This is a genomic window from Arthrobacter sp. NPDC092385 (assembly GCF_044755105.1).
Taxonomy (GTDB): Bacteria; Actinomycetota; Actinomycetes; order Actinomycetales; family Micrococcaceae; genus Arthrobacter_D.
Genome location: NZ_JBIVQL010000013.1, coordinates 24,565 through 44,358 on the forward strand (window position 1 = coordinate 24,565; position 19,794 = coordinate 44,358).

16 protein-coding genes are annotated in these 19,794 nt (G+C 71.7%); 10 read left to right on the forward strand and 6 right to left on the reverse strand.

Going from position 1 to position 19,794, the window contains the following annotated elements; translation table 11 throughout:
• The first annotated feature begins 130 nt into the window (after positions 1-130).
• The 3 genes from ACIQCY_RS14990 (at position 131) to ACIQCY_RS15000 (ending at position 1,282) form a co-directional block, all read left to right on the forward strand.
• On the forward strand, positions 131-403 hold the full coding sequence (locus ACIQCY_RS14990) for a hypothetical protein (protein ID WP_400484696.1): 273 nt from the start codon (positions 131-133) through the stop codon (positions 401-403).
• A gap of 78 nt (positions 404-481) precedes the next feature.
• Positions 482-691 carry a hypothetical protein gene (locus ACIQCY_RS14995; RefSeq protein WP_400484697.1) on the forward strand — a complete coding sequence of 70 codons (210 nt, stop codon included), beginning with the start codon at positions 482-484 and terminating at the stop codon, positions 689-691.
• Between the two features lie 198 nt (positions 692-889).
• Complete coding sequence (locus tag ACIQCY_RS15000) at positions 890-1,282, forward strand: hypothetical protein (protein ID WP_400484698.1); 393 nt, start codon at positions 890-892, stop codon at positions 1,280-1,282.
• Between the two features lie 102 nt (positions 1,283-1,384).
• Here the strand turns inward: ACIQCY_RS15000 and ACIQCY_RS15005 are convergent, their stop codons facing one another.
• Positions 1,385-2,185: an RDD family protein gene (locus ACIQCY_RS15005; RefSeq protein ID WP_400484699.1), complete on the reverse strand. Its 801-nt coding sequence runs from the start codon at positions 2,183-2,185 to the stop codon at positions 1,385-1,387.
• Between the two features lie 152 nt (positions 2,186-2,337).
• On the opposite strand from ACIQCY_RS15005, the gene ACIQCY_RS15010 reads away from it, so the two are divergent.
• The gene (locus tag ACIQCY_RS15010; protein ID WP_400484700.1) at positions 2,338-3,330 is read left to right on the forward strand and encodes a stage II sporulation protein M; all 993 of its coding nucleotides are present in this window, start codon (positions 2,338-2,340) and stop codon (positions 3,328-3,330) included.
• Between the two features lie 106 nt (positions 3,331-3,436).
• Positions 3,437-4,885 (forward strand): DUF1461 domain-containing protein, encoded by a 1,449-nt coding sequence (locus ACIQCY_RS15015; RefSeq protein WP_400484701.1) that lies wholly within the window; start codon positions 3,437-3,439, stop codon positions 4,883-4,885.
• Here ACIQCY_RS15015 and ACIQCY_RS15020 read toward each other — a convergent pair.
• Complete coding sequence (locus ACIQCY_RS15020; RefSeq protein ID WP_400484733.1) at positions 4,882-6,732, reverse strand: AMP-dependent synthetase/ligase; 1,851 nt, start codon at positions 6,730-6,732, stop codon at positions 4,882-4,884. The genes ACIQCY_RS15015 and ACIQCY_RS15020 overlap by 4 nt on opposite strands.
• A 43-nt stretch (positions 6,733-6,775) precedes the next feature.
• Positions 6,776-8,248, reverse strand: a complete 1,473-nt coding sequence (locus tag ACIQCY_RS15025) for a dolichyl-phosphate-mannose--protein mannosyltransferase (RefSeq protein WP_400484734.1) — start codon at positions 8,246-8,248, stop codon at positions 6,776-6,778.
• A gap of 479 nt (positions 8,249-8,727) precedes the next feature.
• Here ACIQCY_RS15025 and rsmI point away from each other — a divergent pair, with 479 nt between their 5' ends.
• Together rsmI and ACIQCY_RS15035 are read left to right on the forward strand one after the other, a co-directional pair.
• Positions 8,728-9,519, forward strand: coding sequence for a 16S rRNA (cytidine(1402)-2'-O)-methyltransferase (gene rsmI / locus ACIQCY_RS15030; RefSeq protein WP_400484735.1), 792 nt, complete (start codon positions 8,728-8,730; stop codon positions 9,517-9,519).
• 148 nt (positions 9,520-9,667) lie between these two features.
• Complete coding sequence (locus ACIQCY_RS15035; protein WP_400484702.1) at positions 9,668-11,149, forward strand: NAD-dependent succinate-semialdehyde dehydrogenase; 1,482 nt, start codon at positions 9,668-9,670, stop codon at positions 11,147-11,149.
• A 104-nt stretch (positions 11,150-11,253) separates the two neighbouring features.
• Here the strand turns inward: ACIQCY_RS15035 and ACIQCY_RS15040 are convergent, their stop codons facing one another.
• The 3 genes from ACIQCY_RS15040 to ACIQCY_RS15050 are packed head-to-tail and all read right to left on the reverse strand — an operon-like array spanning position 11,254 to position 16,294.
• On the reverse strand, positions 11,254-13,689 hold the full coding sequence (locus ACIQCY_RS15040; protein ID WP_400484703.1) for a transglutaminaseTgpA domain-containing protein: 2,436 nt from the start codon (positions 13,687-13,689) through the stop codon (positions 11,254-11,256).
• A complete protein-coding gene (locus ACIQCY_RS15045; RefSeq protein ID WP_400484704.1) occupies positions 13,686-15,224 on the reverse strand; it encodes a DUF58 domain-containing protein in 1,539 nt (512 codons plus the stop codon). Before ACIQCY_RS15045 ends, ACIQCY_RS15040 begins: the two co-directional genes overlap by 4 nt.
• Positions 15,225-15,268: 44 nt before the next feature.
• Positions 15,269-16,294, reverse strand: a complete 1,026-nt coding sequence (locus ACIQCY_RS15050) for an AAA family ATPase (protein WP_400484705.1) — start codon at positions 16,292-16,294, stop codon at positions 15,269-15,271.
• Positions 16,295-16,480: 186 nt separating this feature from the next.
• Here ACIQCY_RS15050 and ACIQCY_RS15055 point away from each other — a divergent pair, with 186 nt between their 5' ends.
• From ACIQCY_RS15055 to ACIQCY_RS15065, 3 genes are all read left to right on the forward strand, one after another.
• Positions 16,481-17,470 carry a TatD family hydrolase gene (locus ACIQCY_RS15055; RefSeq protein WP_400484706.1) on the forward strand — a complete coding sequence of 330 codons (990 nt, stop codon included), beginning with the start codon at positions 16,481-16,483 and terminating at the stop codon, positions 17,468-17,470.
• Positions 17,471-17,871: 401 nt separating this feature from the next.
• Complete coding sequence (gene rsmA / locus ACIQCY_RS15060) at positions 17,872-18,765, forward strand: 16S rRNA (adenine(1518)-N(6)/adenine(1519)-N(6))-dimethyltransferase RsmA (RefSeq protein WP_400484707.1); 894 nt, start codon at positions 17,872-17,874, stop codon at positions 18,763-18,765.
• 59 nt (positions 18,766-18,824) lie between these two features.
• Positions 18,825-19,772, forward strand: coding sequence for a 4-(cytidine 5'-diphospho)-2-C-methyl-D-erythritol kinase (locus ACIQCY_RS15065; RefSeq protein WP_400484708.1), 948 nt, complete (start codon positions 18,825-18,827; stop codon positions 19,770-19,772).
• The last annotated feature ends 22 nt before the right edge of the window (positions 19,773-19,794 follow it).

The window sequence follows — 19,794 nt, forward strand, 5'->3', positions numbered from 1 at the left end:
CGGTGCGACTACGTTGAGGGCATCGGGTCCGCCTGTTCATCGAGTGAAGCCAAGGGGTGTCCCGGTTCCTGCTCCATCCAGTCCAGAAGCCCACCTGATGGGTGGGTTGTACAAGGAGGAAGACAGCGCCATGGCACAGAACCTGAATCAGCCCGTCACCGATGACAGCATCAAGGTCCGGCAGCTCAGCCACTACCAGTTCAGCTGGGTGGCCGGAGAACCGGGCCGGCCTGGCTCGTGGACCTTGCAGCTGGTCCTCGACCAGGGCGCGTGGGAGGAAGTCCTCACCATTGACGCCGATGATGCCGACAACCTTCAGGACCTGCTCTCCTCAGCTGAGACCGTGTACTACGACGTTCAGCGCCGGACCCTGATGTTCGGCACCACGGAAGCCGGCCACTGACCCCCGGTGGAGCCATAACGCCGGCCGAACCCATGGCTGCGGTAGCGAAATCAAGCACCACCGCTGAAAGGACGAAGCATGAATGATTCTGTAGAACCGGCCCATGGCGGGTCGGCAGACGAGGAGCTTTCCACCTCGCTGGCTGGTCATACCCGACTCCCGGACAGGAGCGGCGATTCGTCTGCAGCAACGGCCGACGACTCCTCGACGGATGGGCCTGTCAATGACGAAGCATCGCCTGTACTGGAAGAAATCGACGACAGTCCAGTACGGACGGACAACAGCTAGACCGGCTGATCAGGAGTTGCCGGTCGAGAAAAGTTCAACAGGTTGGGGAGCCCTCACCCAGGGACTGGTTCATCGGCTGGCATGAGACCATGGTGCGCTTTGCACCTTCCATCCCTAGACTCAGCTCACAGCGGTACGAAGCTAGGGACACACGCGATCACCATCTGGGAAGCAGCCAACGGTACGGCCCGCCTCGGCATGCTCGGTCCCGGTGTGGTCCGTCTGACCTGGGCGCCGGGCACGGCCGTCCGGGAGTGCGACGCAGCCCAGGTCGTCGAACGGATCGTTCACCTGCTCGCCGGAGCCCCCTATGCGATCCTGATCGACGTGCGCGAGATAGTCAGTATGAGCCTGAAAGCGCATCATGTCTTCGCGCGGGACCCGCTGGTGCTGGCGGCCGGAATGCTGGGCTCCGGGCCGATGGACCGGATGCTCTCCGCCGGCTCCGAACAGGCCAGCCACCCGGCGCAATACTTCCTCTCGGAGTTGGAGGCGATCCGCTGGCTACGCTCCCACCTCCCTGTGGCCCCGAATCCGTTGCCGACGTCACCCACCCCCAAGTCCCCGCACGTCGACCGCCCTGCGGCGTAGGACGACGACGGGCCGCGGACAGGAAAGCCCGGGCCGGGCGTTCTCGTCGGGGACTGCCGAAGCACGGCAGTCCCGCCCACGACCCGGGCCGGCGGATACGCCCTAGCTGAAAGGCAGGGTGTGAATTCTCCGTGCCGTCGCTTCCGTCCGCTCGCGCTGGCGCATCATCGCGCCGTAGTCGCGGTCCCGGCGGGCGGCGATGACGGCGTGCAGGAACTCCTCCGGGTGCGTGTCCCCGGGCGGCGGGGGTGAGACGTGGTGGCTCGCCTCGGCCGCGAGGTCCAGGGACAGCGCCTGCCGCGCCTGCGGAGTGAGGCGTGGAGCCTGCGCGAGGAACTGCGACATCCTGCGGGCCAGGGAGTCGGGGAGGCGTCCTATGTCCGCTGTCTCCGACCAGCTCCGGAGCCGCGACGGCATGGCCGCAGGCGCCCGCGGCCTCGCCACGACGCGTTCCCGCATGGCGTACGTCCCGGCGAGCAGGTCGCCGAGGCGCTTGGAACGTTCGTTGAACAGGGACACGAGGAACGCGAGCGAGCCTCCCAGCATGTAGATCTCGAGGATCGCCAGCATGGCGCGGATGAAGGCGTGGCGGAAGCGGATCGCCCCGCCGTCGTCGCGCACGATCCTCAGGCCCATCACGAGGCGCCCCAGCGACTTGCCGCGCGTGAGGGTCTCGACGGTCACGGGGACGACGACGAGGAGCAGCACGACGGTGGCCAGCAGGAGCGCTGTGGTGAGCGCGGGATCGAGGACCCCGCCGAAGACGTTGCCGATCAGCAGGAGCATCAGTGCGGCGAGGATGACCTGCGCGATGATGTCGATGATGATGCTCAGCCCGCGGGCGGCGAATCCTGCCGGTCTGAGTTCGAGGACGACGGCCTCGCCCGTGACGACCGAACTCATGTTCCCCCCCTGATTAGTGCTGTGATGCGGTGCCGGTGCAGCCAGCCTAGCGCCGGCGACGCCAGCCGTGGTGGTCCCGGGCCTGGACTGCGGCGCGGGTGGTGGGACGCCGTTCAGCGCCGGAGCGGCGGCCGGACTATAGGGTGGGGCGCATGGACGTGGACGCATTCATCGCCGTGCACCGGAGCGACTGGCAGCGACTGGATGAGCTCGTGGGGCGTCGGCGGCTCGACGGCGCGGAATCGGACGAACTGCTCGTGCTGTACCAGCGCGTGTCGACGCACCTGTCGATCATCCGCTCGGTCGATCCCGAAAGCGCCCTGTCCGGTGCACTGTCCACGCGCCTGTCCCGTGCGCGGACCCGGTTCACGGGAGCGAGGTCCAACGGGATGGAGGACATCGCCCGGTTCTTCGTGTTCTCCCTGCCGGCGGCCTTCTACCGGATCCGATGGCTCACGGCCGTGATCGGCGTGCTCTTCGTCGCCGTGGCATCGCTCTACGCACTCTGGGTGGTCGATACGCCCGGCGTCATCCGCGCCCTCGGCACGGACGAGGACCTCCGCCGCTACGTGGAGGAGGACTTCATCAACTACTACTCCGAGAATCCCGCCGCGTCCTTCGCGGGGCTGGTATGGACGAACAACGCCTGGATCGCGCTGCAGGCGGTGGCCTTCGGGGTCACCGGGATCTGGCCGGCCTTCATCCTGTACCAGAACGCCCAGGGCATCGGGATGGCCGCCGGCATGATGGCGTCCTACGACCGGCTGGACGTCTTCTTCCTCTACATCCTGCCGCACGGTTTCATGGAGCTCACGGCGATCTTCATCGCCACGGCCGCCGGCCTGCGCATCTTCTGGGCCTGGGTGTCCCCGGGCCGCAGGCTCCGATCGGTCGCCCTGGCCCAGGAGGGGCGTGCCCTGATCACGGTGGCGCTCGGCCTGGTGCTGGTGCTGCTCGTCTCGGGACTCGTGGAGGGCTTCGTGACCCCGAGCACGCTCCCGCCGTGGCTCCGCCTGACGATCGGGTTCCTGGTCTTCGCGGCCTACTGGGCCTACACCCTGATCCTCGGGCGGCGTGCCGTGGCGGCAGGGCACGAGGGCGATCTCGGCGTCGTTGACCGGGGTGACGCCGTCGCCACCGCCTGATGCCGGGATCCGGACGCGGGGAGCCTCCCGGCCGGGCCCGCCCGCGCCCGGTAGTCTCGAAGGCGCCGGGCCAGTGCCGGTGGGCACCAGACGAGGAGACAGCGCAGTGGCAGAGACCGACAGCACCCGTTCAACCGCTTCCGGCGCCCGGCGCCTGGACGACGAGTCGGCGACACCCCCGGCCGGGGCCCCGGGGGCTTCCCCGGAGCCGGAAGGCAGCACGGTCTCGGGGGTCGCGCAGCGCCACAACCTGCCGATGCGGAAGGCGGGCACCCTGCCCGACCTGTCGCGGGTGCAGGACGACGCCGGGGACCACGAGCGGCAGGTCGAGGACGACGCCGGGGCCCGCGCCGACTCCGGTGGACACGGCAGCCGCGCGGAGGGCGTTCAGCCCGAGCGGCAGGTCGACGACAACGACGCTCGCCCGGCCGGTGGCGGGACCGATGGCCGGGGTGACGGGACCGATGGCGGGATAGACGGCGCGACCGATGGCCGAGGTGACGGCGACGACCCGGTGACCCGGATGATGCCGGTGACGCCCAGCAGCCCCGTGGCGGGCGCGACGACCGGTGCCTCAGCTGCCGGTGCGGCCGATCCCGGAGATGGCACCTCCACGGCTACCCGTCCGGGTGCCGACGGGTCCGAGACCCACCAGGAGACCGAGGTGCAGCCCGATCGTCAGGAGGACGAGGTGCAGCCCGATCGTCCGGGAGGCGCGACGGCCGTGGGCGCGGAGGAACCCTCCACGGACACGGCGGCGCTCTCGGTGCGCCCGCCGGACGAGGAGGCAGCCCGCCGGGCAGCGGTCCGGGATCAGGCCGTGGCCGCGAAGCCCGCCCTGGCACGGTTGCTGCAGGTCGTCGTCGCGCTCTTCTTCCCCGTCATCGTGGTGGCCGCGGCCGTCCGTGCCGTCGCGTCGTCGTCGTTCCTGTGGCTCGAGTACCACCGCCCCGGGTTCCCTGCCGACCAGTACGGCTTCTCGCTGGACGACCGCATGACCTACGGGTCCTACGCCCTCGACTACGTCCTGAACTTCGCGCCGCCGCGCTACCTGGGCGGCCTCGTGACCCCGGAGGGCGAGCCGCTGTTCCTCGAGTCCGAGGTGGGGCACATGGCCGACGTGAAGGGCGTGCTGGGCCTGTCCTTCGCCCTCGCCCTTGTGCTCTTCGTGCTGTCCGTGCTGGCGTGCGCCTACCTCGCCCGGAGGTACAAGGGCGGTGTCCGCCGGGCACTGTTCTCCGGTGCGGTCCTCACGCTGGTGGGCATCATTGTGCTGGCCGTGCTCGCGATCCTCGCCTGGCAGACCTTCTTCACGCAGGTGCACGCCCTGTTCTTCGCCGAGGGCACGTGGACCTTCCGGGTGGACGACACACTGATCCGGCTGTTCCCCGAGCAGTTCTGGACGGATTCCGCCATCACCGTCGCCGTGCTCGTCCTGGTGGCGGTCCTCCTCACGCTCGTCCTCACCTGGCCCACGAAGGCCCGGCGGGATCGGTCGATGCTGGCGCAGGACGCCCTGCGATCGCGCTACCGCGAGGACCTCGACGCGGCCTAGCGCACCTGGCGCTTCGCGGAACCGTACAGGTCCTCGAGCGCGTCCGCGCAGTCGGCGACGACGGCGGCGCGCTTCAGCTTCAGCGTGGGGGTCAGGTGCCCCGATTCCACCGTGAACTCGACGTCGAGCACCGTGAAGCGCCGGATCTGCTCGGCCCGGGAGACGGTCGCGTTCGCGGCGTCGACGGCGGCCTGCAGCTCGGCGAGCACCCCGGTGTCCGTCGTGGCCTGCCCGGCCGTGAGGCCCGGCTTCCCGTGTGCCGCTGCCCAGGGTCCGAGGGCCTCGCGGTCCAGGCTGATGAGGGCGCCGATGAACGGTCTGCCCTCGCCCACCACGACGGCCTGGGACACGAGCGGGTTCTCGCGGAGCTTCTCCTCGAGGGGACCGGGCGCCACGTTCTTGCCGGCGGCGGTCACGAGCAGGTCCTTCTTGCGGCCGGTGATGGTCAGGAAGCCGTCCTCGTCGAGGACGCCGAGGTCCCCGGTGCGGAAGTAGCCGTCGTCGGTGAACGCCTCCGCCGTCGCGGCGTCGTTGCGGTGGTACCCGGCGAAGATGCCGGCGCCCTTCACCTGGACCTCGCCGTCGTCGTCGAGGCGGACGCTGGTGCCGGGCATGGGGATGCCCACCGAGCCGACGCGGGTCAGGGGCACCGTGTTCACGGTGCACGGCGCGGTGCTCTCCGTCAGGCCGTAGCCTTCCTGGACCAGGATGCCGGCGCCCCGGAAGAAGTGGGCGAGGTGCTCGCTGAGCGGACTGGCGCCGGAGACCGTGTAGGTGACCTCGCCACCGAAGACGGCGCGCAGCCGGGGGTAGAGGATGCGGTCGAAGACGGCGTGCGAGGCACGCAGGGCGGGGGAGGGCCCGCGCCCTCCGCGGCCCCGGGCGTCGACGGCCCGCGAGTATGCGACGGCGGTCCGTTCGGCCGCCGCGAAGAGCCTCCCCCTGCCGGACTCGGCGGCACGCCGGCCGGCGGTCGCGTGGATCTTCTCGAAGATGCGGGGCACGGCCAGGAGGAACGTGGGCCGGAACGTCGTCAGGTCCTCGAGGAGTTGGGCTGCGGAACCCGAGTGCGCCAGCTTGATGCCGCCGGTGAAGCACACCACCTGCACCGCCCGCGCGAGGACGTGGGCGAGGGGCAGGAACATGAGGGTCCGGGCGTTCTCCTGCTTCAGGAACTCGGGCAGGAACTCCAGCGTGTTGACGGCGAACAGCGCGAAGTTGCCGTGCGTGATCACGCAGCCCTTGGAGCGCCCGGTGGTACCCGAGGTGTAGACGATCGATGCGGTGTCCCCGAGGCCCCGGGAGGATCTCGCCGCTTCCAGTGCCCCGTCGGTCACCCCGGCACCGCCCTCGGTGAGCGAGGTGAGGGTCTCGTCCCCGCCGGACCCGTCGCCGGTCAGGCGCACCACGGTGGTCGCGTCCGAGCGGCCCGCGCGTCCGGCGGCGTCGAGCACGATGTCCGCTTTCTGCTGGTCCTCCACGAAGACGACCGAAGGCTGCGCGTCCTCGAGGATCCAGGCCACCTGGAGCGCCGAGGACGTCTCGTAGATCGGGACGGTGACGGCGCCGGCGAACCAGATGGCGACGTCGGCCAGGGTCCACTCGTAGCGGGTCCTCGACATCACCGCGACGGCGTCCCCGGGCCGCACGCCGCGTGCCAGCAGGCCCTTGGCCAGGCCGGACACCTGCTGCAGGAACTCCGCGGCCGTCACGTCCCGCCACCGGCCGTCCCCCCGCACCGCGTACAGCGCGCGCTGCGGGTCGGCGGTATGGGTGCGCAGGAGGAGGTCGGTGGTGTTGCTGGTCGGTGGAAGCCCGACGAGGAGTTCCGTGATGGCTTCGCGCACCATTGCTCGCTTTCGTTGCGGAGGGGTCGGGTAGGGCCCGGCCCTAGATCCAGCTCGGCAGCCACATGCGCGTGCGCCACTGGTCGTAGGGGATGATCTCGGCGGTCCAGATGGGCAGGAAATAGGCCGACAGCGCGACGGCGACGGCCAGGAAGACCCCCACCAGCACGATACCCCGCTGCCGCCGGGCCCGGCCCGCGTCCGGCCCGCCCAGCACCAGGCCGAGGCAGTAGACCAGGGAGAGGACGAGGTACGGCTCGAAGGCCACGGCGTAGAAGTAGAAGGTGGTGCGCTCCGGGTAGAGGAACCACGGGAGGTAGCCGGCGGCGACGCCGGTGAGGATCGCGGCGGCGCGCCAGTCACGGCGGCCCAGCCAGGAGAACAGCAGCACGATGAGCGACAGCGCCGCACTCCACCAGATGAGCGGGTTGCCGAGGACGGTCACGGCCTGCGAGCAGGCATCGGCCCCGCAGCCGGCCGGCTTCTCGTAGAAGAACGACGTCGGGCGCCCCATGACCAGCCAGGACCACGCGCTCGCCTCGTAGGGGTGGTCCGAGCCGAGGCCCTGGTGGAACGTGTAGGCGCTGCGGTGGTACTCCGCGAGCGAGCGCAGGCCGTCCGGCACCCAGCCCCACTGCTCCGACGGGTTCCGCTGCGCCCAGGTCCTGTCATAGGCGTCCTCCGAGAGGAACCAGCCCGTCCAGGTTCCCAGGTAGGTCAGCAGCGCCACGGGCACGAGGCAGGCGAAGGCGAGCAGGCCGTCCTTGACCGCCGCGCCGAGGACCCAGTGGTGCACGCCGGCGATGCGCCGGGCGCTCATGTCCCAGGCCACGGTCAGGAGCCCGAAGGCGGCGATGAACGGCAGGGCGGACCACTTGGTGCCGAGCGCGAGTCCGAGGCACACCCCCGCGACCAGGCGCCAGGGCCGGAACCCGAGGAAGGGCCCGTAGGACAGCCGGTGCGCGGAGGGCAGGCCGTCATCCCGCTGTCCCGCCAGCGCGGCGAGGCGGCGGGCCAGGCGGCGCCTGCCGTCGTCGCGATCCACCAGGAGCGCCGCGAAGGCGGCGAGCAGCCAGAAGCTCAGGAAGATGTCGAGCAGGGAGGTGCGCGATTCGACGATGTGGTGGCCGTCGACGGCGAGGAGCAGCCCGGCCGCGGCGCCCAGGAGTGCCGAGCCGAACATCCGCTGGGCGACGAACGCGAGCAGCAGCACCGAGAGCGTGCCGACCACCGCCGCCGAGAAGCGCCAGCCGAACGCATCGTCGGAACCGAACAGCAGCATCCCGAAGGCGATCATCCACTTGCCGACGGGCGGGTGCACCACGTAGTTCGCGGCGTCGAGCAGGACGTCGGGGTTGCCGGCGTTGAAGGATTCGTTGGCATTCTCGGGCCACTCGCGCTCGTAGCCCGACTGCAGCATCGAGTAGGCGTCCTTGACGTAGTACGTCTCGTCGAACACGAGCGAGCCGGGCTCACCGAGCCGTACGAAGCGCAGCACCCCGCCGATCAGCGCCATGGCGAGCGGGAGGATCCAGCGCAGCGCCCCGCCGGGAGCGGCGGCACCGAGGAGCCGGGCTGCCAGGGCATCCCGCGAATAGGCCTGCGCCGGAGCGACGACCCAGGATCCGGCCTCGTTCGGGCTGTCCCGGCGGGGACGGACGGCGGTGTGGCTCACGCTGTCATGCTACCGGCGGACCCCGCGCGGTCCCGGCAGGTGGGCCGGCGGCCACGTCCGGGTTCCTCGCCGGCGGTGGCGGCTAGGCTGGTGCGGTGAACCAGCCATACGACGCCGCCGGCCCCGACCTGCCCGACGAGGACCCTTTCGAGCGCCAGGACGAGCGCGAGGACCAGGATCCGGACGCCGACCAGGACCCGGCCGACGCCGGGGACACCGCCGAAGGAGGGTCCCGGGCTTCCGTCACGGCGTACCGCGGCACCGCCGGCGACAGCAGCGGGCGGGGGCGCATCGTCCTCGCGGCGACGCCGATCGGGAACATGGGAGACGCCACCGAGCGCCTTATCGGTCTGCTGCACACAGCCGACGTCGTCGCGGCCGAGGACACCCGGCGCCTCCACCGCCTGGTGCAGGCGCTCGGCGTGACCGTGACGGGCAGGGTGATCAGCTACCACGAACACAACGAGACCGAGCGGACGCCCGAACTCCTCGACCTGGTGCGCGACGGCGCCACCCTGCTGATGGTGACCGACGCCGGCATGCCCTCGGTCTCCGATCCGGGCTACCGCCTCGTGGAGGCTGCGGTCGCCGAGGGCCTCGACCTGACGGCCGTGCCGGGTGCCTCCGCCGTCCTCGCGGCGCTCGCGCTGTCCGGCCTGCCCACCGACAGGTTCTGCTTCGAAGGGTTCCTGCCGCGGAAGCCCGGGGTCCGCGCCGGGCGCCTCGCCGACCTCGCCGCCGAACGCCGCACCATGGTGTTCTTCGAGGCGCCCCACCGCATCGAGCCGATGCTGCGCTCGCTGCAGCAGGTGTTCGGATCGGAGCGCCAGGCGGCGGTGGCCCGCGAGCTCACAAAGGTGCACGAGCAGGTGGTCCGGGGCTCCCTCCTGGAGCTCCTGCAGTGGGCCCAGGCGAGCGAGGTGCGCGGCGAGATCGCCGTCGTCGTCGCCGGAGCACCGGAGGCGCCGCCGTCGCGCCCGGAGGACCACGTGGCCGACGTCAACGCCCTGATCGGCGGCGGGATGAGGCTCAAGGACGCGGTGGCGGCCGTGTCGGCGGAGACGCGCGTCAGCAAGCGTGAGCTCTATGCAGCGGTGATCGCCGCGCGCTGATCGGCGCCTCGCCAGACTGTGCAGGTGTCCAAAGGAAGCGCGGACCTGCCGTGCATCCTTCACTGGACACTGCTTCTCCGCCGGGTCTAGCGTGATCGGGAATGCCCCCTCGGGGCACGCCCCCCGACACTTCGCGAAGGAGCCCAGTATGGCTGTCACGGCCGAGCAGGAGAAGGCAGTACTCGACAAGGTGCCCACCGGGCTCCTCATCGACGGACAGTGGCGGGCGTCGTCCTCCGGTGCCACGTTCGACGTCGAGGATCCCGCCACCGGCCGCACCCTCCTGACCCTCGCGGACGCCACCCCCGAGGACGGCATGGCGGCACTGGACGCGGCGGTCGCCGCCCAGGCGGACTGGGCGCGCACGGCGCCCCGCGAGCGGGGCGAGATCCTGCGGAGGGCCTTCGACCTGGTCACCGCCCGTGCCGACGAGTTCGCCCTGCTGATGACGCTCGAGATGGGCAAGCCCCTCGCCGAGGCCCGCGGCGAGGTCACGTACGGGGCCGAGTTCCTGCGCTGGTTCTCGGAGGAGGCCGTCCGCACCTCGGGCCGCTACTCCACGTCCCCCGACGGCCGGTCGCGGCTGCTCGTGAGCAAGAAGCCCGTGGGCCCCTGCCTGCTCATCACGCCGTGGAACTTCCCGCTCGCCATGGCCACGCGGAAGGTCGCCCCGGCGATCGCCGCCGGCTGCACGATGGTGCTCAAGCCCGCGAACCTCACACCGCTGACCTCCTCCCTGTTCGCGACCGTCCTGCAGGAGGCGGGCCTTCCCGCCGGTGTGCTCAACATCGTCAACACCACCACCGCCGGCGACGTCACGGGGCCGCTCATCGAGGACCGGCGCCTGCGCAAGCTCTCCTTCACCGGGTCCACCCCGGTCGGTCGCAGCCTGCTCGCCGCGGCGTCGAAGAACGTGCTGCGGACCTCCATGGAACTCGGCGGCAACGCGCCGTTCCTCGTCTTCGAGGACGCCGACCTCGACGCGGCGGTCGACGGCGCCATGCTCGCGAAGCTCCGCAACATGGGCGAGGCCTGCACGGCGGCCAACCGCTTCATCGTGCACGAATCTGTGGCCGACCGTTTCGCCGCCGCCCTGGCCGAGCGCATGGATGCCATGACCCCGGCGCGCGGCACGGAGGACGAGTCGAAGCTCGGCCCGCTGATCGACCAGAAGAGCCGCGACAAGGTGCACGAGCTCGTGACGGCGGCCGTCGGCGACGGCGCGCAGGCCGTGACCGGCGGCGCCCCGGTCACGGGCGACGGCTACTTCTACCAGGCCACTGTCCTCAAGGACGTGCCCCGGACCTCCCGGATCATGCAGGAGGAGATCTTCGGCCCCGTGGCGCCGATCATCACGTTCAGCACCGAGGACGAGGCGGTGGAACTGGCCAACGACACCGAGTACGGGCTGGTGGCCTACGTCTTCACCCGCGACCTCAACCGCGGCCTCCGCCTCGGCGAGCGGCTGGACACGGGCATGATGGGGCTCAACGCGGGCGTCGTCTCCAATGCCGCTGCGCCCTTCGGCGGGGTCAAGCAGTCGGGCCTCGGCCGCGAGGGCGGCGCGGAGGGCATCGAGGAGTACCTGTACACGCAGTACGTGGGCATCGCCGACCCCTACGCGTCGTAGCGCGAGGCCGGCGCGAGATCGGCCCGGACGCAGCGGCGACGCCGGCCCGGATTCAGCGGCGGCGACGCCGGCCCGGATTCAGCGGCGGCGACGCCGGCCCGGATTCAGCGGCGTGGGCGTTCCCGGAAGCGGTTGAGCAGGGACTGCGGGAACAGGCGCGCCCTGATCCTCCTCGACCAGGAACTGCCGCGCCGGAGGGCGCGCGTGACGGCGTCGACGTCCTCCCACCGCGGCGCTGCCACCCGGCGGGCGAGCGTCGCGACAGGCCGGGAGGGGCCGCCGGCCGGTGCGCCGTCGGGGGCGTGGTCCGCGTACTCCTCGTATTCGTAGGCGGTCCTGAGCCTGCCCAGGGACGTCGCGGGCCCACCCTCCAGCCCTGCCTCGCGGAGGAGGCGTCCGGCGAAGGTGCGGGGGGTGTCGGTGGGCTCGAGCGGGTAGCCGTAGTCGCCGGCCATCTCCGTCGTCTCGGCCCACGCGGCGGTGGCCGCACCGGGGGTGTCCGCGGCGCCGTCGGTGATTCCGCTGGCGCCGCCGACGGTGACGGCGCGGCGCCTGGACCGCGTCCTCGCCGTGCGCAGGAGGAGCGGCAGGAGCGCCAGGAGCGCTATCCCCCCGACGGCGAGCAGGCCCGCCATGGGCCGTGCCTCGTCCTGCGGGCCCGCCCCCTGGGGGTCGTCGGCGTTCTCCGAGGCCTCGGCGGACGGGTCCGTTGCGCCCGTTCCGCCCAGGATCCCGCCGGGGTTCAGGGCGTCGGTGTCGTCTGCCCGCGGACCCACCGGCGCGAACGCCCGCTGGGCGTAGGTCGGGACGACGCCGCGGGACGGTGTCGGCTCGAACTGGACCCACCCCACGCCCTCGAAGTACAGCTCGGGCCACGCGTGGGCGTTGCGGGAATCGACCACGAACTCGCGCAGCTCCGTGCCCTCGGGGCCCTCCTCGGTATCTCCCGTGGGGCTGCCCGGGGTGTACCCGATGGCCACGCGGCTGGGGATCCCGGCGGCACGCGCCATGACGGCCATGGTGCCGGCGTAGTGGACGCAGTAGCCGGACTTCGATTCCAGGAAGCGGGCCATCACGTCCATGCCGCTGCCGTCGTACCCGCCGTCCACCGGCGCCTCCACGGAGTACGTGAACTGGGCGCTGCGGAGGTAGCTCTGGATCGCCAGGGCCTTGTCGTAGGGGTTCACGAACTCGCCGGCGACCTCATCGGTCGTCGAGCGGACGATATCCGGGGTGTCCTCGGGCAGCTCCGAGAAGACCTCCGGGACGAGCTCGGAGTCGGAGGGCCCGATGGAGCCGAGGCCCTCACGCGTCAGCTCGGCTGCGCGGCTCTCGACGACGTACTCCTGGCGGGCCGTGGAGCCTCCGTCCGTGGCGAGGATCGAGAGGTTCGCCGGATCCCATTCCCAGTTCCCGGAGAGGTTGCGGATCCCGACGGGCGCGTAGGGGGAGAGGAGCCAGGGGCTCGCGTAGCTCTGCGTCGTGATGCGCGTGAACACGGTGCTGCCCTCCGGGGGGTTCACCGGGGTGCCCTCCTCCGCGCCGATCTCGGCGACGCCCCCCTCGCGGTCGTCGATCCTCTGGTCCGGTTCCCACCGCCGCCCGCTGAAGTCCTCCAGGGTGACCGCGCGCAGGTAGAGGGGTGCATCGGAGTTGGTGGAGTAGGCGATGCGCCCGAAGCCCGTGGGGTTGCGCAGGTCGTTGCCGAGCGTCACCGCGGGGTTGAGGCCCGTGGCGCTGCCCCAGACGTTCATGCGCGCCCCCTGCGGGAAGGCGCCGGAATTGAAGCCGGGGATGAACAGCGGCAGGATCACGGTCACGGCGAGCGCCGCCGCGCCGATGATCGCGCTGCGACCCGCGAAGCCGGAGGACGCGCGGGCACCACCGGCCGCTATGCGGTTCTCGCGCCACTGCGCGAGCGCGAGGAGCAGCAGGAACGCGAGCACGGTGGTGATGAACGCGAACATGCCCACACCGTTGGGCTTCACGATGGCCGGGGCGATCATGACGGTGAGGAGCCCGAGCCCGCTGGCCGCGGGCATGCGCATCGTCGTCGAGAAGACGTCCACGATGATGGCGATGAGTCCCAGCGCCGCGCAGATCACGAGGAAGATGCCGGCGCCGGGCAGCACCGGGGCCACCTGGGAGACGACGGTCTCCTCGGCCTGCGCGAGGAGGCGCCGGAGCTCGAACGTCGTGCCCGGCCCGGGGACGACGCCGAGGATGCTCTGCCGCGGGAAGAACTGGGCGGTGAGCGCGCCGACGAGCGCGAGGACGCCCACGAGCGCCGAGAGGACACCGCTCAGGCGAAGGGTCCGGGTCAGCGCCATGGCCAGGAGCACGGGGACGAGCGTGCGCAGCACGGGGGACAGCCAGACCCACGGCTCCACGACGCCGTTCAGGCTGGTCGCCGCCGCGAGGACCGCGAGGAGGGACGCCCCGGTCACCGCCCAGTGCCAGGGGTCGGCGAGGGGTGGGCGGGTGGCTGCCGGCGGCGCGGGCGCGGAGGCGGGTGCCGGGCGGGAGAGCGTCGAGGTCATGCTGGTCCCCTGGAGGTGGTGTCTCGTGCAGTGTCTCGTGCGGTGGCGCGGGAGGCGCGGATCGGTCCTGAGGGATGCGACGACGGCGAGGGCTGGGCGGACGCTGCGTGCACCGCGTTCTCGAGTCCGGCCCAGACGGCGGGCAGGTGCGCGGCGGGAGAGGCGGCTGTGGCGTGCCAGCCGGCTCCGCGCAGGATGTCGAGTTGCCGCTGGGAGTCGGCGGGCCGCTCGGTGGTGATGATGGCGTAGGACGCCGAGCCGTAGTCGGATGCCGAGGCCAGGGCCCGTGCCTCCTCGCTGGTGAGGGTGCCGAGGACCGCGATGAGGGGCCCGCGGTGCCGTGTCGCGGCGAGCTTGTCCAGCAGATCGTCCCCGTAGGCGGCGTGCGGCGTCTTCTGGGCGGTCTCCACGGCGGAGCGGCGGATGCGCTGCGCGGCACTGCGCGCCAGTTCGCCCGCCCGCACCACCGTGCTGCCACCGGTCTCGTCCGCCGGTGCGCGGCGCCCCGTCTCCGGAGCGAGTTCGAGGGCGGCGAGCCCCTCCGCGATGCCTGCCACGGCGCCCTGGCCGTGGTGCTCCTCGTCGGACGGGAAGGGTGCGGACGGCGAGTGCAGCAGTGCGGGCGCGCCCTGGTGGTCGAGGAACCGCAGCGCGTAGTTGCGCTCCAGCAGGTGGGCGCTGATGGACATCACCGCGGTGACGGCCCACTCGAAGGTGGGCGAGGTGGACAGGCCGTTGCCGCCGTCGACGCCGAACGCCGCGCTGAACCCGGTGCTGAAGCTGTGGTGCCGCTGGTCCATGAGCAGGGTGGCCTGCGGCGTGGTCACGGACTCCTCCTGCCGCACCATGAGCTCGCTGTGCCGCGCCGTCGCGGCCCAGTGGACCCGGCGCATCGAGTCCCCGTGCCGGTACTCGCGCGTCATGACGTCGTCGTCGCTCGGGTTGGCCTGGCGTCGCGTGGCGGCCCTGCCGTCACTGCCCCGGGAGCCGGCGAGGGCGGACGCGAGCAGCTCGACGGGGGCCGGCGTGACCACGAGTGCGTCCGTACCACCGAGCACGTGGCGTGACTTGCCGAGCCCGAAGGGATCGGTGAACTCGGCCGTGACGGGGCCGATGTCGTAGACGCCGCGCGATGCGGAGCGGAGCCGGTACTCGTAGAGGGAGACGCCGTCGCGCGTCGGGTTGCGCGACGGGTAGGTGAACTGCGGTGCCTGCCCGAACCGCGCGGGGAGCCGCTCCTCCATCGAGATGCTCGCTCCGCCGGCCACCGATGCCGTGAGGGACAGGGTGACGGTCGTCGTCGAGCCGATCTCCATGGACTGCGGCTGGAAGCGGCGGCCCACCGTGAACCGGGGCTTGACGATCCTCAGCACGAGGACCGAGACCAGCGGCAGCGCCAGGAGCAGGACGCCCACGTACAGGAGGTCGCGGCGTCCGAGGACCTGCGCGAACAGCAGTGCGACTCCGGCGGTGAGGACGAAGCCCCACCCGCGCACGGTCAGGATGCGCGAGGGGAGCTTGTCGAGGAGTGCCATCTGGATCCGCCGGGGCTAGGAGGGGCGTGTATCGGGGGTGGGAGTCATCGCCGCTGCGCCTCGCGGGCCACTGGCACGCGTGACAGGACGTCCCGCACGATGGTCGACGCCGTCTCGCCTGCGCTGGTGGCCTTGCGGTCGAGCAGGAGGCGGTGGGCGAGCACGGCGTCGGCGATGGCCGCGACGTCGTCCGGGAGGACGAAGTCCCGGCCTTCGAGGGCTGCGCCCGCCTTCGCCGCCCGCAGGAGCTGCAGCAGGGAACGGGGGCTGGCACCGAGCCGCAGCCGCGGGTGCTCCCGCGTCGCGCGGCCGATAGCCACCGTGTAGTCCTTGACGGCCGGGGAGACGTAGACGCCGCGGACCTGGCGCATCATCGAGGCGATGTCCGCGACGCTCGCCACGGGGCGGATCGCCGCGAGCGGGGACACGGACTGGTGGCTCTCGAGCATGTCGGCCTCCGCACGGGCATCCGGGTAGCCCATGGAGATCCGGGCCATGAAGCGGTCGCGCTGGGCCTCGGGGAGGGGGTAGGTGCCCTCCATCTCGATCGGGTTCTGCGTGGCGACCACCATGAACGGCTCGCCGAGCGAGTGGGTGTGCCCGTCCACGGTCACCTGGTGCTCCTCCATGCATTCCAGGAGGGAGGACTGCGTCTTGGCGGACGCACGGTTGATCTCGTCGCCGATCACGATGTTCGCGAAGACCGGACCGGGCCGGAACTCGAAGCGGCGGGAGTCCTGGTTGAAGATCGACACCCCGGTGACGTCGGAGGGCAGGAGGTCGGGGGTGAACTGGATGCGGTTCACCGTGCAGTCGATGGTCCGTGCGAGGGTCTTCGCCAGCATGGTCTTGCCGACGCCGGGCACGTCCTCGAGGAGCAGGTGGCCCTGCGCCAGCAGTACCGTGAGGGCGAGCCGCGCGGCCTCGGGCTTTCCGTCGATCACCGTGTCGATGGAGTGCAGGATCCGCGTGCTGATGTCGTGGAACCTGGCTCCGGGAACGTCCGGCTCCGCTGGTACCGCCAGTCGTGGATCCGCTGCGACCTCGGCGATGTTGTGCTGGACGTCCATGGGTACCTTCCATGCGTGCGGCTGCGGTGGCAGGCGGCGGCCGTACGGCCGGGCGATCGACACGCAGTGGACGGCCGCGGCCCGCCCTGCGGGAGGCAGGACAGGCCGCAGCTGAATGATTCAACAGGTTACTAGCTCAACTTGCTCCCCGGGGGATAAGTTCCGCACCGGAACTAGGCTTGAAGCATGTGTAACAGCGGAGCAGGCGTCCGGCATCCCTACGCGGCGGGGGAGACCCCACCGGCGTACCGGGAGCCGGCCGGCACGGCAACCACGGACGGTGGCAACGGCACGACGGGGACGACCGGCGACGACGGCGGCGCGTCCGGGGCGCGACGGCGCCGGAAGGGCGGCTACCCGCCGCTGCCGGAGCCGCTGCCCGTTCCCGTGATCGACAACCACACGCACTTCGACTTCCGCGAGGGGTCGGTGGAGGTGTCCATCACGGAGGCCCTCGACGCCGCCGAGGCTGCCGGGGTCAGGGGGGCGGTGCAGGTGGGGACGGACCGGGCGTCGTCGCGCTTCACGGCTGCCGTCGTCGAACAGGACGCACGGCTCCTCGGCGCCGTGGCGCTGCACCCCAATGAGGCGCCCCTGCTGGCGGAGGCCGGGACGCTCGAGGACGCCCTCGGGGAGATCGAGCAGCTCGCCGCCGGTCCGCGCATCCGCGCGCTCGGCGAGACGGGGCTCGACTACTTCCGGACCGGGGAGGGCGGCCGCGGGAGCCAGCTCATGTCCTTCCGCCGCCACCTGGACATCGCCAGGCGGCTGGGCAAGGCGCTGCAGATCCACGACCGCGACGCCCACGACGACGTCGTGGCCACCCTCCTCGCCGACGGCGCCCCGGAGCGCGTGGTGCTGCACTGCTTCTCCGGCGACGCGGGCCTGGCCCGGATCTGCAACGAGCACGGCTGGTACATGTCCTTCGCGGGGACGGTGACCTTCAGGAACGCCGACAACCTGCGGGAGGCGCTGCTCGTCGCCGACCCCGCCCTCGTGCTCACCGAGACCGACGCCCCGTTCCTCACGCCGCATCCGCATCGCGGCCGCCCGAACGCCGCCTACATGGTGCCCTACACGGTGCGCGCCATGGCCGGGATCCTCGACACCGGCCTCGACGCCCTCTGCGCCCGGCTGGCGGCGAACACCGAGGCCGTGTACGGCAGCTGGGACTGAGGTCCGGCCGGCGCGCGGCACCACGGACCGCCGGGCACGAGTAGTTCTCGGCGGCGTACCGAGTACCGGCCTCCCCAACTGAGGTGGCGCGCACTGGTGCCCGGGAGTGCACCGTGTTCGTAGTGTGTGGGCAGGGAGAGCGCGGTCCGCCCGCCATCGTGCTGTGGCCGGCCCGCCCTCCCAGTACCGTCCTTCTCTTGAGACCGGAAGACGGCGGTGCGTCCGGCAGAGTCCCTCCCCCCAGCAGGGACTCTGCCCCCGAGTGGGTCGGCGGCGCCGGAAGCCCTCCTGAGACCAGGGCTTCCACCCGGCGTCGCCGACTCCCGGGAACGCTCACAGGCTGGAGGAGGCGGACGCGGGCGCGCGACAGGTCCTTCCGGCAGGACCGATACGATGACGGGGTGACAACGCCCCCTGCCGCCGGCCCGCCCGCACCCCTCTTCGGAGCCGCCGACATCCGGCGCCTCGCAGCCGAGGTGGACATCCGCCCCACCAAGACCCTCGGGCAGAACTTCGTGATCGACGGCAACACCATCCGCCGGATCGTCGCCGCGGCGAACCTCGGGACGGACGAGACGGTCCTCGAGGTGGGCCCCGGCCTCGGGTCCCTCACGCTCGGCCTGCTCGACGCCGCCGAGCGGGTGGTCGCGGTCGAGATCGATCCCGTGCTCGCGAGGAAGCTGCCGAGCACCATCGCCCAGTGGCGGCCGGAGCGCGCAGCCTCCCTCGACGTCGTCCTCGGGGACGCCCTGCGCGTCACCGAGCTGCCGCAGGACCCCACGGCGCTCGTGGCCAACCTGCCCTACAACGTCGCCGTCCCGGTGGTCCTCAACCTCCTCGAACGCTTCCCCTCCCTCCGCCACGGCCTCGTGATGGTGCAGGACGAGGTGGCGGACCGGCTGGCAGCCCCTCCCGGCTCGAAGACGTACGGCGTCCCGTCGGTCAAGGCGGCCTGGTACTCGAGCATGTCCAAGGCCGGCATCATCGGCATGAACGTGTTCTGGCCCGCCCCGAAGATCGCCTCGGGCCTGGTCCGCTTCACGCGCCGCGAACCCCCGGCCACCACCGCCACGCGCGAGCAGGTGTTCGCCGTGATCGACGCCGCCTTCGCCCAGCGCCGGAAGACCCTGCGGGCCGCGCTCGCGGGCTGGGCGGGTTCGCCCGTGCTGGCGGAGCAGGCGCTGCGTGCGGCGGGCGTGGATCCCACCGCCCGCGGCGAGGTGCTCGACGTCGTCGCCTTCGCCCGCATCGCGGAAGCCCGGGTGCAAGCGGCGGGCGCCCCCGGCGCGAGCTGAACGGCGCAGGGGAACGGTGGGCTAGGTTGGAGGGTATGGTCTCGGGCAGAACAGTCGACATGCGCTCCGGCGCCCGTTCGGTGCGCGTCAGGGCCCCCGGCAAGATCAACGTCTCGCTCATGGTCGGCCCGCCCCGCGAGGACGGCTACCACGGGATCGCCAGCGTCTTCCTCGCCGTCTCCCTGTACGAGGAGGTCACGGCCACCGAGACGGCCGTCGAGGGCATCAGCGTGACGGTCAACGGCCAGGGCACGCTCAACCTGCCCGCCGAGTCCATCCCGCTCGACCGGACGAACCTCGCGGTGCGTGCCGCCGAACTCCTCGCCGAGGTGAGCCCCGGCCGCACCGGCGTGCACCTCGACATCACCAAGCGCGTCCCCATCTCCGGGGGCATGGGCGGCGGATCGGCGGATGCCGCCGCGGCCCTGCTCGCCTGCGACGCCCTCTGGGGCAGCGGCTTCTCCCGGGACGAACTGGCCAAGATCGCCGTCGACCTCGGCGCCGACGTCCCGTTCGCCCTCGTCGGCGGCACCGCCGTCGGCCTCGGCGTGGGGGACCGGCTCACCCCGGCCATCTCGAAGACGCCCCTGCACTGGGTCCTGGTGACCTCCGACTACGGGCTGTCCACACCGGAGGTGTACCGCAGGCTCGACGAGATCCGCCTGCGCGACGGCGTGGAGCCCGACCCCCAGCCGTCCATCGATCCGGCGATCCTCGGTGCCATGCGCGCCGGGGACGCGCTGGGCCTGGCCCCGCTGCTGCACAACGACCTGCAGCAGGCCTCGCTCGAGCTCGCTCCCGCCCTGGGCGATATCCTTGACCTGGGGAAGGCCGCCGGTGCACTCGCCGGCATCGTGTCCGGTTCCGGTCCCACCATCGCCTTCCTCACCAAGAGCTCCGGCCACGCGGCCGAACTGGAGTCGCTCCTCACCAGTGAGGGACTCCAGGCGATGTCCGTGCACGGCCCGGCCCACGGCGCCCGCATCGCGACCGACCCCGCGGGCTGACCCACCACCGCTCCAACCGAAA